This window comes from Geobacillus uzenensis (assembly GCF_002217665.1).
GTDB classification, from domain to species: domain Bacteria; phylum Bacillota; class Bacilli; order Bacillales; family Anoxybacillaceae; genus Geobacillus; species Geobacillus subterraneus.
Genome location: NZ_NEWL01000006.1, coordinates 717,828 through 730,638 on the forward strand (window position 1 = coordinate 717,828; position 12,811 = coordinate 730,638).

Consider the following 12,811-nt stretch of genomic DNA (forward strand, 5'->3'; position numbering starts at 1 on the left):
CGCCCCGCGCTGTCATTGTTGCAGATAACGCTGCAAAATTTCCCCGTGTACTCCCGGTTTGGCGGCGAGCACCGAATTGCGGCTGAGCAGATCAAGCGGCTCACCGTCTAAGTTCGTCACGACCCCGCCCGCTTCCTCGATTAAAATCATCCCGCCGGCAAAATCCCATGGCGACAGGCGCGGTGAAATATACGCATCCAAACGTCCGGCAGCAACATACGCCAGCTCGAGCGCCGCCGACCCATACGAACGCGTGCCGCGCGCCTCTTTGGCCAGCCGCACGAGCGGACGGTGGTCGATGCGGCGGTTTTCCATCAGCCATGTCGCGTTGACAGCGATGATCGATTCCGCGATCGGCACCGGCTGCAGGCGGTCGAGCGGCTTGCCGTTGAAAAACAGCCCCCGCCCTTTTTGCGCGGAGTACAGCTCGTCAAAGACGACGTCATACACATAGCCAAGCTGGCCGGCTCCATCTTCAAAAATGCCGACCGACACAGCGAAATGACGCTGCTGGTGGATGAAGTTCATCGTTCCGTCAATCGGGTCAATGACCCATACAATGCCGTCCAAGGCAGCGAGTTCATCGCCGAACCCTTCTTCACCCAATACATGATGGCTGGGAAACTGACGGCGGATGTGTTCGGCAAAAAATTGTTCAATGCCGCGATCAACGTTTGTTACTAAGTCGTTGCGATTTTCTTTCGCTTCGACAGTCAGCTGTTCGGCAAACGAGGCGCGAATGCGCCGTCCTGCTTCTTTAATCCATTGCCGGGCATATTGGTCGATCTCTTCCCATTTTCCTGCCATGTCGATTCCTCCTGCCTTCGTTATGTATGCAGCAACCGGAAAGGGGTGGGCACCGTTCAAGAAAAAAACGAACCGCAAAGATGGTTCGCCTTAAAAATGGTCATACTTGAAGGCGCATCAGTTCTTGGCGCAGCTTTTCAAGCCGCCGTTTGCACTCTCTTTTCTTTTCTTCATCATTTTCCATCATGGCTTCATACAGCGTCGCTAATTCGTAATCAAGTTCGAGCCGCAACACCGCCATGCGTTTGTCTCCGTCTGGCCGTTTCAGCGAATTGGCGGTTTTTTTCATCCCCGTCCGCACCCCTTTCCATATCATCCGCTAAACTTCCGGCGCCCTTCACGGAATGTGCTGCTTCGTTTTGTTTTATATTATATTATGTGGAAAAAGGGGTGTATGCAACTAATTTGTGCATTTACCTACCGCGCTTCAGCCCGCTTGGTTCGATGCGGATCCAGTCACCGTTTTTCGCCTCTTTCGCCCGCTTCATGACCGCATACGACGAATAGCCGCTTTCTTTTTCAAACTCGGCATACAGCCGGTTTTCCTCGCTTTTCGACGGGACGATCTCTTTGAACCGACGGTAGACGTCCATCAGCTCTTCGCGCCTCATCCCTCGTTCATACACCGTTTCAACCGCCGTAAAAAATTTAATGACATCAATGATTTCCTTTGTTGACCAATCATAGGAAAACGGGTAGGAATACCCCATTGTTTCACCTCCGCCGTTAGTTTGCCCAGCGGCGCCGAATTTGTTCCGCCTCACCGATCATGCGGGCAAACAGCTCCGCGACGGACGGAATGTCGCGAATGAGCCCGATCGCCTGCCCGGCCCAAGCGAACCCTTCATCCACCTTTCCTTCATAAATGAAGCGCCGGTTTGCCTCCCCGCTAATATATTCTTTCAAGTCTTCGTACGTGCCGCCTTGGCGCTCGATTTCCAATATTTTTTCCGTCCACTGGTTGGCGATCGCCCGCCCCGGCGCCCCGAGCGACCGTTTAATGACAACCGTGTCATGCTCCGTGGCGTTAACGATCATTTCTTTATACACCGGATGGGCGTGGACGCATTCTTTCGTGGCAATAAACCGCGTCCCCATTTCGATTCCTTCGGCCCCGAGCGCCAGCGCCGCCATCAGCCCGCGCCCATCGGCGATGCCGCCAGAGGCGATGACCGGAATCGATACGGAATCAACGACTTTCGGGATGAGGACGAACGTGCCGGTGTCATATTTGCCAAGGTGGCCGCCCCCTTCCTGCCCGACGACCATCACCGCATCGGCGCCAAGCTCTTCCGCTTTGACCGCTTGGCGAACAGCTGCGACAAGCACTAATGTTTTGACGTTCGTTCCTTTCAGCAGTTCAAAAAACGGCGCCGGATTGCCGCCGGTGACCGAGACGACCGGCACGCCCTCATCAAGCGCCGCCTCAAGCATATGAGCGAACGGGCGGCCGTGCTGGCCGATGGCAAAATTAACTCCAAACGGCCGGTCGGTTTTGTCTTTCACTTTGCGGATTTCCTCGCGCAGCCGCTCCGGGCTTTCAAGCGACATCGCCGTAATTTGTCCGAGGCCGCCCGCATTCGAGACAGCCGCGGCCAAATCGGCGTACGCCAAGTAGGCAAGCCCCCCTTGAATGATCGGGTATGTAATGCCAAGCAGTTCTGTCACTCTCGTTTTCCATTCCATCATCTTGCGCCTCCTTTTCGTTTTATTCTTCTTTTATTTCTTGTTTGCATCGCTGTTTTCCTTTTTTCGCGTGACATTCATTTCTTCTTTGCAAACGAAAAAATAAATGCTATAATGCATTTGTTTTATTTTAAGGTAAAGAGGTGTGGAAAACCATTGTCGCAACTTGAAACACCATTGTTTACCGGACTGCTGGAACACGCCAAAAAAGATCCGGTCCAATTTCACATTCCCGGCCATAAAAAAGGAGCCGGCATGGATCCGGAATTTCGCGCCTTCATCGGCGAAAACGCCTTGGCGATCGATTTAATCAACATCAGCCCGCTCGATGATTTGCACCATCCGAAAGGGATGATTAAGCGGGCGCAAGAGCTCGCTGCTGAAGCGTTTGGCGCCGATTATACGTTTTTCTCGGTTCAAGGGACGAGCGGCGCGATTATGGCGATGGTCATGTCGGTCGCCGGACCGGGCGATAAAATCATTGTACCGCGCAACGTCCATAAATCAGTGATGTCGGCGATCGTGTTTTCCGGAGCCACGCCGATTTTTATCCATCCGGAAATCGATAAGGAGCTCGGCATTTCGCACGGCATTACGCCGCAGGCGGTGGAAAAAGCGCTTGAGCAGCACCCGGACGCCAAAGGAGTGCTCGTCATCAACCCGACGTACTTCGGCATTGCCGGCGACTTGAAAAAAATCGTCGAGATCGCCCACTCGTATAATGTTCCTGTACTCGTTGACGAAGCGCACGGAGTGCACATCCATTTTCACGAAGACTTGCCGCTCTCGGCGATGCAAGCCGGCGCCGATATGGCGGCGACAAGCGTTCATAAGCTCGGTGGATCGCTGACGCAAAGTTCGATTTTAAACGTGCGCGAAGGGCTCGTCTCGGCTAAACATGTACAGGCGATTTTAAGCATGTTAACGACGACGTCGACATCGTATTTGCTGCTTGCTTCGCTCGATGTCGCCCGCAAACAGCTGGCGACGAAAGGGCGGGAACTCATTGACAAGGCGATCCGCCTCGCCGACTGGACGCGGCGGCAAATCAACGAGATCCCGTATTTATATTGCGTCGGCGAGGAAATTCTAGGCACAGAGGCGACATACGACTACGATCCAACGAAGCTGATCATTTCTGTCAAAGAGCTCGGATTGACCGGCCATGATGTTGAGCAATGGCTCCGGGAAACGTACCACATCGAAGTGGAACTTTCCGACTTATATAACATTTTGTGCATCATCACCCCGGGTGATGGCGAGCGCGAGGCCAGCCTGCTCGTCGAGGCGCTCCGCCGCTTATCAGAGCAATTCAGCTACCAAGCTGAAAAAGGGGTGAAACCGAAAGTGCTGCTCCCGGACATCCCAGCGCTCGCCTTGACGCCGCGCGATGCGTTTTATGCCGAAACGGAAATCGTGCCGTTTCACGAGTCGGCGGGCCGGATTATCGCCGAGTTTGTGATGGTGTACCCGCCGGGCATCCCGATTTTTATCCCGGGCGAGATCATTACGGAAGAAAACTTGAAGTACATCGAAACGAATTTGGCCGCCGGCCTTCCCGTTCAAGGCCCGGAAGATGATACGCTGCAAACGTTGCGCGTGATTAAAGAATATAAACCGATTCGCTGACCGCACAGGCTGGGCAAACACCGGCTTGTGCTTTTTTTGGGCAAAACAAACGGCGCACATGTGCCCCTTTCACATGTGCGCCTATCCGTTCCTTCCCCCGTTTGTTTGACCGTCTTACTCTCTTTCTCCGCCTTCGTCGTCGTGTTCGCAGCAATCGCATTTTCCGTAAAGCGTTGTCACTTTTTCGTCTTCAAAATACGCAATCGTCGCTTCGCACGCTTGACATACGATCGTGCCCATCCCCAAAACCCCTTTATGATGATAAATTTCGTTGTTGACTTTATAATAATATATCATATTTTGATTGTCAACCCCTAATCTGTATGTCACATTTAAAAAAAGGATCACTTTTTCCATCCGCAAACTTTTTCGCCCTCGGCCGGAAAAACGTGGTACAATGAACATAAAGAGACAAAAGGTTGGTGAAAGGAGAGAGGAGAGTTGAACACGCGCCTGAAGCTGCCGGAAGGGAAAACGATTACAATCGAGGAAGCGAAACAGCTGCTCGAGCGCTACCGGACGGCGTTAAGCAAAACCGGGGAGCAGCTCGGCTGGGCGTACGAACAGGCCGCTTTCCCGTATACGGTGCATGAACGCGAGGCTGTGCTATATTTGCAAGGGGACGGCCGTCTATACAAAGGAATGGCCATTTCGGTGCAAACAGCCGGAGAAGAAACGTTCATTGATGTGGCGCTGCCGCCGGGAGCGACAAACGGGGATAAAGGGAAAGCGAATGAATTCAGCAAATGGCTGGCGAAAACGCTTGGCGGTGAACTGCATTTGTTCAGCGGCCGAACGATGACATTTGGCGGCTTGTAAACAGCGGGTGTTCAACCGCTGTTTTTTATGGCTCCAAAGACGGATAGAGAAGCGGCAACCGGACTTGCCTCGCTGAAAGGGGAACGCCGGAATCCTTGGCTCAAGCCGCGGATAAGCGGGGTGAGTCAATGGACGGCTTGCCAAATGAAATGCTGGCCGGCAAAATAAACAGCTGCCGTTACGACCGTCGTCAGCGCTGCCTTCCGCGTTGCCAAGCCGAGCTGGCGCGCCAGCAAAAACGCGATGTACATAAAGACGCACAACATCAGCCCACGGAAAAACAGCCGATCCCGCCCTGACAACCACTCGATTAATGAAAAACTGCTCCAAATCATCATCTGCAGCAAAAAGGCAACATACGCTTTCATTTTGACCCCATCTCCCGCTTTTCTTTACCATAACGATATGAAACAACAGCGGAAAATAGTATGGGAAGTTGGACAAGAAATGGATGATCATCCGCTTTGGTGGGGGCATAAACAAACAAAAACCGTCCCTCTTCGGCCAGCCGTTACTCCGAAACGGCCATCTCAATATAAAAAGCGACCGGATGAAGTCCGCGCTTCAATCCGGTCGCATTGCCGTTACTTCGCAATGATATGAATCGGTGTGCCAAGCGCCACCTCGGCCGCTTCCATGGCGATTTCCCCAAGCGTCGGATGGGCATGGATCGTCAATGCGATGTCTTCTGCCGTCATGCCGGCTTCAATGGCCAATCCCAGCTCGGCGATCATATCGGATGCGCTCGGACCGATGATTTGCGCTCCGATGACGACGCCGTCTTCTTTGCGGACGACAAGCTTCAGGAAGCCGTCCGTGTCGTTTAACGCCAAGGCGCGGCCATTGGCGGCAAACGGAAACTTCGCCGCGATGACATCGATGCCTTCATCTTTCGCCTGCTGCTCAAAGTAGCCAACCGAAGCGCATTCCGGATCGGAGAAAACGACCGCCGGAATGGCGACATAATCAACGACGGACGGATGGCCGGCGATGGCTTCGGCCGCTACTTTCCCTTCATACGATGCCTTATGGGCAAGCGCTGGCCCCGGCACGATGTCGCCGATGGCGAAAATGTTCGGGACGCTTGTGCGGCATTGTTGATCCACTTCAATTAAGCCGCGGTCCGTCATTTTAATGCCGATTTGTTCAAGGCCGAGCTCGTCGGTGTTCGGCCGGCGGCCGACCGTCACAAGCACGTAGTCAGCGTCAACGGTTTTCGTTTCACCGTTGGCTTCGTACGTGACGGTAACGCCATCTGCGCGCTCTTCGGCACCTTTTGCGAGCGCATTCGTTACCACTTCGACGCCTTTTTTCTTTAGGCGGCGTTTAATGATGGCCGCCATTTGCTTTTCAAAACCGGATAAGATTTCGCCGGCCCCTTCTAAAATCGTCACTTTCGTTCCGAAGTTGGCGTAAGCTGTACCAAGCTCGATGCCGATGTAGCCGCCGCCGATGACGACGAGCGATTTCGGAATTTCCCCGAGGCTGAGCGCTCCGGTCGAGTCGAGAATGCGGTTAGAAAACTTGAAGTTCGGCAGCTCAATCGGGCGCGAACCGGTGGCGATAATAGCGTTTTTAAACGTGTACGTCTGCGCGCTGTCGCCGTTGACGACACGCACCGTGTTCGCATCGACGAAATAGGCTTCCCCTTTGACAATCTCCACTTTGTTTCCTTTTAACAGCCCTTCAACGCCGCCCGTCAACTTTTTGACGACGCTTGCCTTCCATTCCTGCACTTTTGAGAAGTCTACCGTGACGTTTTCTGCCTTAATGCCTATCTCCTCGGAATGTTTCGCCTGCTCATAGCGATGGCTGGCCGAGATGAGCGCTTTCGACGGGATGCAGCCGACATTTAAGCAGACGCCGCCTAAATTCCCTTTTTCAACAATCGTCACTTTTTGGCCGAGCTGTGCGGCGCGGATGGCGGCGACATAGCCGCCAGGGCCGGCGCCGACGACGAGCGTTTCCGTTTCAATTGCAAAATCGCCAACTACCATCGTTTTACGCCTCCATTAATAATAGTTCTGGGTCGCTTAACAGCCGTTTTATGTGGTTGAGCGCTTTTTGCGCCGTCGCTCCGTCGATCATTCGATGGTCAAAGCTCAACGAAAGCGCCAGGACCGGAGCGGCGACGATTTCACCGTCGCGAACGATCGGTTTTTCCGCGATGCGGCCGATGCCAAGAATCGCTACCTCCGGATGATTGATGACCGGGGTGAACCATTGCCCGCCGGCGGAGCCGATGTTCGTAATCGTGCACGATGCGCCTTTCATTTCATTTGGCGCTAGTTTGCCGTCGCGCGCTTTTTCAGCGAGCTCGTTAATTTCTTGCGCCAACGCGAAAATCGGCTTCCGGTCAGCATGTTTAATGACCGGCACGAGCAAACCACGGTCCGTGTCAGCAGCGATGCCGATGTTGTAATAATGCTTATGGATGATTTCTTCCGTTTCATCATCGATCGACGTATTCAGCACTGGATATTCACGCAGCGCCGAAACGAGCGCTTTGACGACATACGGCAAGAACGTCAGCTTGATGCCTTTTTCCGCTGCGATCGCCTTGAACTTTTTCCGGTGGGCAACGAGTTTCGTCACGTCGGCTTCGTCCATGAGCGTCACATGCGGAGCTGTATGTTTCGAATGCACCATCGCTTTGGCGATCGCCCGGCGAATGCCGCTCATTTTCTCGCGCGTTTCCGGGAATTCGCCTTCCGGCACAGCCGGTTTCGCCGCTGCCGGCGCTGCTTTTTCTTCAACTTCCGGTGCCGGAGCCGGTTGGGCTGCCGGTTGCGCGCCGCCGGCGAGGAAAGCGTCGACATCTTCTTTTAAGACGCGGCCATTTTTGCCCGTCCCTTGAACGAGGCGAATGTCCACTCCTTTTTCACGCGCATATTTGCGCACAGACGGCATCGCGATGACGCGGCGGTTTGGATCGGCTTCCGCTGCGGCTGCCGGGGCAGCGGCCCCAACGTTTTCCTCTTTCGACACCGTTTCCGTTTTTTCCTCTTTTTTCGTCTCTTCTTCGTGCTCTTGCCCTTTAAACGTCATGTTTTCATATCCCGGCGCATCAAGCGTAATGAGCGTTTGTCCGACCGTTGCGACCGTTCCTTCCGGGACGAGGATCTCAAGCACTTTCCCTTTCACCGGGGACGGAATTTCCACGACCGCCTTGTCGTTTTGCACTTCGCACAATACGTCATCTTCGTTCACTTCATCGCCCGGCTTCACAAACCATTTAACGATCTCGCCTTCATGAATGCCTTCGCCAATGTCCGGCAGCTTAAATTCAAATGCCACTGTAGGTCGACCTCCTATCGTTTGCCGAAAATAGGCGGGGGAAAGCGTTCCGTTCCCCCGGCTTGTCCGCTATTAGAAGTTCATCACTTTCTTCGCCGTTTCCATGACATCTTTAAAGTTCGGCAGCCACACCGATTCCGCTTGGGCGAACGGATACACGGTATCCGGCGCGGCAACGCGGAGCACCGGCGCCTCGAGGCTTAAAATGGCCCGTTCGTTAATTTCAGCAACGACGTTGGCGGCGATGCCAGCCTGCCGCTGCGCTTCTTGAACGACGATGGCGCGGCCTGTTTTCTCCACCGAGCCGATAATCGTTTCGATATCGAGCGGCTGCACGGTGCGCAAGTCGACGACTTCGGCAGAAATGCCTTCCTTCTCTAATTCTGCCGCCGCTTTTAACGATTCATGCACCATGGCGCCGTAAGCGATGATCGTGATGTCTTTTCCTTCACGCTTCACGTCCGCTTTGCCGATCGGAATCGTGTACTCCCCTTCCGGCACTTCTTGGCGGAACGAGCGGTACAGCTTCAAATGTTCAAGGAAAATGACCGGATCGTTGTCGCGGATCGCCGAAATGAGCAGCCCTTTGGCGTCATACGGCGTCGACGGAATCACGACCTTCAGCCCTGGCTGCTGGGCGACAAGCCCTTCTAGGCTGTCCGAGTGCAATTCCGGCGTATGGACGCCGCCGCCAAACGGTGAGCGGACCGTAATCGGCATATGGTAGCGGCCGCCGGTGCGATAGCGAATGCGCGCCATTTGTCCGGAAATCGAATCCATCACTTCGTAAACGAAGCCAAAAAACTGGATTTCCGGCACCGGACGAAATCCTTGCAGCGCCAAGCCGATTGCCAAACCGCCGATTCCCGATTCGGCCAGCGGCGTGTCAAACACGCGCTCTTCACCGAATTCGGCTTGCAGCCCTTCGGTCGCCCGGAATACGCCGCCGTTGACCCCAACGTCTTCCCCGAAAACAAGCACGTTCGGATCGTTTTTCAACTCGATGCGCAGCGCATCGGTGATCGCTTGAACCATTGTCATTTGCGCCATGGCTTACTTCGACTCCTTCTCTTTATAAATTTCATACTGCTCTTTCAAGTTAAACGGCAGCTCTTCGTACATGATGCTGATCAAGTCGGTCACTTTTTGCTTCGGCGTTTCGTCTGCTTTTTTGATCGCCTCTTTGATATCCTCTTTCGCCTGCTCGATGACGCGGTTTTCTTCTTCCTCGCTCCATAAACCTTTCGCTTCTAAAAACTTGCGGAAACGCACCAGCGGATCTTTTTTCGCCCATTCGTTTTCAAGCTCTTTCGAACGATAGCGAGTCGGATCGTCGCCGGACATTGTGTGCGGACCGTAACGGAAGCAAAGCGTTTCGATAAGCGTCGGCCCTTCGCCGTTAATGGCGCGCTCGCGGGCTGCTTTCACCGCTGCATAGACCGCAAGCGCATCCATGCCGTCGACTTGGATGCCCGGAATGCCGGCAGCAACCGCTTTTTGCGCCAATGTTTTGGCGATCGTTTGCTTTTCAACCGGCGTCGAGATGGCAAAACGGTTGTTTTGCACGACAAAGATGGCCGGCGCTTTAAACGCCCCCGCAAAGTTGATCCCTTCATAGAAGTCGCCTTGCGATGTGCCGCCGTCACCCGTGTATGTAATGGCTACCGCTTTTTTCCCCCGCATTTTCAGCCCAAGCGCCACGCCGGCTGCTTGAATGTATTGGGCGCCGATGATGATTTGCGGCGGCAAGACGTTGACGCCTTCTGGAATTTGGTTGCCGTGGAAATGGCCGCGCGAGAACAAAAATGCTTGGTAAAGCGGCAGCCCGTGCCAGATGATTTGCGGAACGTCCCGGTATCCCGGCAAAATGAAGTCCTCTTTTTCAAGCGCAAAATGGCTGGCGATTTGGCTCGCCTCTTGCCCGGCAGTCGGCGCGTAAAAACCGAGACGGCCTTGGCGGTTTAACGAAATGGAGCGCTGGTCGAGAATGCGCGTATACACCATGCGGCGCATCAGCTCTTTCAGCTGCTCATCGCTTAAGTCCGGCATCGCCTCTTGATTAACGATTTCGCCTTCTTCATTCAAAATTTGAAACATCGGAAACTGCTCGGCCACTTTCTCGAGCTGCTCCGCAAACGGAAACTGGGAGGTCTTCACACCCATTTTGTTCACCTCTGCCTTTCATCAAAATTTGGAAACCAGGCTACATTCACCCATATACTATTAATGTACCCAAAATGAAGAAGAAATAAAAAATGGCCACCGTCCGGGGCAACGGCAAACAAATAAAACACCAAAAATCTGTATTATTGTTTTTCCTCTTTAAATTAGTACAATGCCCATTCACAAACTTTAGTTTACACTTTATTTTCAGAGCCGTCAACATCTTTGATTTTCCCTGCTTTCTTTATCACTACTAAGGATAAATTTGGAATACGGAGGCTGACGTTATAAAACTGTTATATTACATCTTCAACAATCTGTATTAATCCTGTTTTATATTTTTGGAAAAATATAAATCATATTGCCATCTTTCTTATTGTTGAGAGCGTTTTCTAAATTTAAACCTTCTTTTTCTTTATTCCTCAATAATATATCTAGGCAACCGCGTTTTCATTTACGGAAGCCGGGCATTTTTGTTAGACTAACATGTAGACAGCGATGCCAAAGACAGGGAGTGAAAAAGCGGATGATTACGATGAAAGATATTATTAAAGAAGGGCATCCGACGCTGCGGAAAGTCGCCGAACCAGTTCCGCTGCCGCCTTCAGAGGAGGATAAGCGCATTTTGCAAAGCTTGCTTGATTATGTCAAAATGAGCCAAGATCCGGAGCTGGCGGCTAAGTACGGGCTGCGGCCCGGCATCGGACTCGCTGCCCCGCAAATTAACGTATCAAAACGGATGATCGCCGTCCATGTGACTGACGAAAACGGAACGTTATACAGCTATGCCTTGTTCAATCCAAAAATCGTCAGCCACTCCGTACAGCAATGTTATTTGACGACCGGGGAAGGCTGCCTGTCGGTCGACCGCGATGTGCCGGGATATGTGCCGCGCTATAGCCGCATCACCGTCACCGGCACGACGATCGACGGCGAAGAAGTCACCTTGCGCCTGAAAGGACTGCCATCCATCGTCTTCCAACATGAAATTGACCATTTAAACGGCATTATGTTCTACGACCATATTAATCCATCGGATCCCTTTAGCGTTCCGGACGGGGCGGTTCCGATCGGTCGGTAGCAACGGCCGGGGGCTAGAGGAGCGGCCGTTTCCTGCCAAGTGAGTGATTTCCTACATGAAGAAATGGTGTTCTCCACCGTACCTAACAACGGTTGCATGAAGGGAAACATTTCCGGGCGGCAGCTGACGTGTCTCACAAACAAAAGGCGGTCCCGCTGGATGAGCGGAGGCCGCTTTTTTATGGAAGCAATTGCAATTGCTTCAGCCCGTACCATATCCCTTCCTCGCCGACCGGTTTCGTAACAAAGTCAGCGACCCGTTTTACTTCCTCATGGGCGTTGCCCATCGCCACCCCGGTTCCGACGAACGACAGCATTTCGATGTCATTTAATCCGTCGCCGAACGCATACACATCCTCTTTGCCAATCCCGAGCTTCTCGATCATAAAACGGATGCCTTCCGCCTTTGAGCCGCCCGCCGGCAGCACGTCCGTCGATACATCGTGCCAGCGGACGAAGCGGAACTCCGGATAGTTGCGCACATATGGCGCCTCTTCTTCCGCGCGGCAAAACAACAGCGCTTGATAAATGTCTTTGTTTTCGTAATACAACGGGTCAACGGGCGGATGGGCGAATTTCAGGCTCTCCATGCTGACGTGAATGTGCGGATGATCGTCGACGCTCGCTCTCATTTGCTCGGCGTCCATAAAGACGAGCGGGTGGCCGTTTTGGTGGGCCTCTTCCGTCAGCGCCCTCACTTTCTCGCGGCGGAGCGGCTGTTTATACAGCACGTTCCCTTCAAAGACGACGTATTGTCCGTTAAAGCTGACGAACGAATCGATGCCAAGCTGGCGGCGCACATGTTCAAACATAAACGGCGCCCGCCCGGTGGCGATGGCCACATAGACGCCGGCCGTTTTCAACTGGCGGATCGCTTCAATGGTTGACGGCGGCAGCTGTTTTTGCTCGTCAAGCAGCGTGCCATCGATGTCGAAAAACACGATTTTTCTGCCCACATTCTCTTCCCCTTGCCAAAAATAAATTCATTGTCTACCGTACTGAAAAACAAGCTGAATGTCAACCAAAACGCCACGATCCGTTCCATTTTTACCCATGAAAAACAAGCCTTCGCCTACATATCATATATAATAGAACATTTACTTTCGTCGCAAAATGAGTACAATAAAAAGTAAGGAGTGATGAAAAATGTTGAAAAAGCTGAAAAAAAAGCTGCTTCAACAATGGAAAGATTTGCTCCGAAAAAAGTTGATCGCCTAACCGTTACAACGACAGCCCTTCCGTACGAAGGGCTTCTTTCCCACTTTGGCGAATGAAACGGTCAAAACTCGTCAAAGATGGTACATATCGTCGGCACATCTCCCGCCTGTTT

At 52.9% G+C, this 12,811-nt stretch carries 15 protein-coding genes; 4 read left to right on the top strand and 11 right to left on the bottom strand.

Translation table 11 applies throughout. The features are described 5' to 3' along the window. Positions 1-12 precede the first annotated feature (12 nt). From B9L21_RS11050 to B9L21_RS11065, 4 genes are all read right to left on the bottom strand, one after another. Positions 13-807 (bottom strand): inositol monophosphatase family protein, encoded by a 795-nt coding sequence (locus B9L21_RS11050; protein WP_063166419.1) that lies wholly within the window; start codon positions 805-807, stop codon positions 13-15. A 100-nt stretch (positions 808-907) separates the two neighbouring features. Then, the gene (locus B9L21_RS11055) at positions 908-1,123 is read right to left on the bottom strand and encodes a hypothetical protein (RefSeq protein WP_172796445.1); all 216 of its coding nucleotides are present in this window, start codon (positions 1,121-1,123) and stop codon (positions 908-910) included. 97 nt (positions 1,124-1,220) lie between these two features. After that, a complete protein-coding gene (locus tag B9L21_RS11060) occupies positions 1,221-1,517 on the bottom strand; it encodes a UPF0223 family protein (protein ID WP_063166420.1) in 297 nt (98 codons plus the stop codon). Between the two features lie 16 nt (positions 1,518-1,533). Then, positions 1,534-2,493: an NAD(P)H-dependent flavin oxidoreductase gene (locus B9L21_RS11065; protein WP_063166421.1), complete on the bottom strand. Its 960-nt coding sequence runs from the start codon at positions 2,491-2,493 to the stop codon at positions 1,534-1,536. 156 nt (positions 2,494-2,649) lie between these two features. Between B9L21_RS11065 and B9L21_RS11070 the strand changes: the two genes are divergently transcribed. After that, the gene (locus B9L21_RS11070; RefSeq protein ID WP_063166422.1) at positions 2,650-4,122 is read left to right on the top strand and encodes an aminotransferase class I/II-fold pyridoxal phosphate-dependent enzyme; all 1,473 of its coding nucleotides are present in this window, start codon (positions 2,650-2,652) and stop codon (positions 4,120-4,122) included. A 114-nt stretch (positions 4,123-4,236) separates the two neighbouring features. Here B9L21_RS11070 and B9L21_RS11075 read toward each other — a convergent pair whose 3' ends face one another. Continuing rightward, entirely contained in the window at positions 4,237-4,362 is a 126-nt protein-coding gene (locus tag B9L21_RS11075) for a GapA-binding peptide SR1P (RefSeq protein ID WP_063167392.1), read from the bottom strand. Positions 4,363-4,563: 201 nt separating this feature from the next. Here B9L21_RS11075 and B9L21_RS11080 point away from each other — a divergent pair, with 201 nt between their 5' ends. Next, a complete protein-coding gene (locus tag B9L21_RS11080; RefSeq protein ID WP_063166423.1) occupies positions 4,564-4,941 on the top strand; it encodes a DUF1885 family protein in 378 nt (125 codons plus the stop codon). A 125-nt stretch (positions 4,942-5,066) separates the two neighbouring features. On the opposite strand, the gene B9L21_RS11085 is transcribed toward B9L21_RS11080, so the two are convergent. The 5 genes from B9L21_RS11085 to pdhA all read right to left on the bottom strand — a co-directional run bounded on the left by B9L21_RS11085 (position 5,067) and on the right by pdhA (position 10,401). Next, a complete protein-coding gene (locus B9L21_RS11085) occupies positions 5,067-5,309 on the bottom strand; it encodes a hypothetical protein (RefSeq protein ID WP_063166424.1) in 243 nt (80 codons plus the stop codon). 216 nt (positions 5,310-5,525) lie between these two features. Then, entirely contained in the window at positions 5,526-6,938 is a 1,413-nt protein-coding gene (gene lpdA / locus B9L21_RS11090; protein ID WP_063166425.1) for a dihydrolipoyl dehydrogenase, read from the bottom strand. A 4-nt stretch (positions 6,939-6,942) separates the two neighbouring features. Continuing rightward, positions 6,943-8,238 (bottom strand): dihydrolipoamide acetyltransferase family protein, encoded by a 1,296-nt coding sequence (locus B9L21_RS11095; protein ID WP_063166426.1) that lies wholly within the window; start codon positions 8,236-8,238, stop codon positions 6,943-6,945. Between the two features lie 72 nt (positions 8,239-8,310). Then, on the bottom strand, positions 8,311-9,288 hold the full coding sequence (pdhB, locus tag B9L21_RS11100; protein WP_063166427.1) for a pyruvate dehydrogenase complex E1 component subunit beta: 978 nt from the start codon (positions 9,286-9,288) through the stop codon (positions 8,311-8,313). A 3-nt stretch (positions 9,289-9,291) separates the two neighbouring features. Then, positions 9,292-10,401 carry a pyruvate dehydrogenase (acetyl-transferring) E1 component subunit alpha gene (gene pdhA / locus B9L21_RS11105; RefSeq protein ID WP_063166428.1) on the bottom strand — a complete coding sequence of 370 codons (1,110 nt, stop codon included), beginning with the start codon at positions 10,399-10,401 and terminating at the stop codon, positions 9,292-9,294. Between the two features lie 526 nt (positions 10,402-10,927). Between pdhA and def the strand changes: the two genes are divergently transcribed. After that, entirely contained in the window at positions 10,928-11,482 is a 555-nt protein-coding gene (gene def, locus B9L21_RS11110; protein ID WP_063166429.1) for a peptide deformylase, read from the top strand. A gap of 178 nt (positions 11,483-11,660) precedes the next feature. Here the strand turns inward: def and B9L21_RS11115 are convergent, their stop codons facing one another. Continuing rightward, a complete protein-coding gene (locus B9L21_RS11115) occupies positions 11,661-12,437 on the bottom strand; it encodes a Cof-type HAD-IIB family hydrolase (protein ID WP_063166430.1) in 777 nt (258 codons plus the stop codon). Positions 12,438-12,620: 183 nt separating this feature from the next. Between B9L21_RS11115 and B9L21_RS18085 the strand changes: the two genes are divergently transcribed. After that, positions 12,621-12,755: a hypothetical protein gene (locus B9L21_RS18085; RefSeq protein ID WP_257722307.1), complete on the top strand. Its 135-nt coding sequence runs from the start codon at positions 12,621-12,623 to the stop codon at positions 12,753-12,755. Positions 12,756-12,811: the final 56 nt, after the last annotated feature.

Excerpts from the sequence above, each read along its gene's own strand:
- B9L21_RS11050 (WP_063166419.1), bottom strand. The coding sequence starts at position 807 with ATGGCAGGAAAATGGGAAGAGATCGACCAATATGCCCGGCAATGGATT.
- B9L21_RS11065 (WP_063166421.1), bottom strand. The coding sequence starts at position 2,493 with ATGGAATGGAAAACGAGAGTGACAGAACTGCTTGGCATTACATACCCG.
- def (WP_063166429.1), top strand. The coding sequence starts at position 10,928 with ATGATTACGATGAAAGATATTATTAAAGAAGGGCATCCGACGCTGCGG.
- B9L21_RS18085 (WP_257722307.1), top strand. The coding sequence starts at position 12,621 with ATGAAAAATGTTGAAAAAGCTGAAAAAAAAGCTGCTTCAACAATGGAA.
- B9L21_RS11075 (WP_063167392.1), bottom strand. The coding sequence starts at position 4,362 with ATGGGCACGATCGTATGTCAAGCGTGCGAAGCGACGATTGCGTATTTT.
- pdhA (WP_063166428.1), bottom strand. The coding sequence starts at position 10,401 with ATGGGTGTGAAGACCTCCCAGTTTCCGTTTGCGGAGCAGCTCGAGAAA.
- lpdA (WP_063166425.1), bottom strand. The coding sequence starts at position 6,938 with ATGGTAGTTGGCGATTTTGCAATTGAAACGGAAACGCTCGTCGTCGGC.
- B9L21_RS11060 (WP_063166420.1), bottom strand. The coding sequence starts at position 1,517 with ATGGGGTATTCCTACCCGTTTTCCTATGATTGGTCAACAAAGGAAATC.
- pdhB (WP_063166427.1), bottom strand. The coding sequence starts at position 9,288 with ATGGCGCAAATGACAATGGTTCAAGCGATCACCGATGCGCTGCGCATC.
- B9L21_RS11085 (WP_063166424.1), bottom strand. The coding sequence starts at position 5,309 with ATGAAAGCGTATGTTGCCTTTTTGCTGCAGATGATGATTTGGAGCAGT.
- B9L21_RS11055 (WP_172796445.1), bottom strand. The coding sequence starts at position 1,123 with ATGATATGGAAAGGGGTGCGGACGGGGATGAAAAAAACCGCCAATTCG.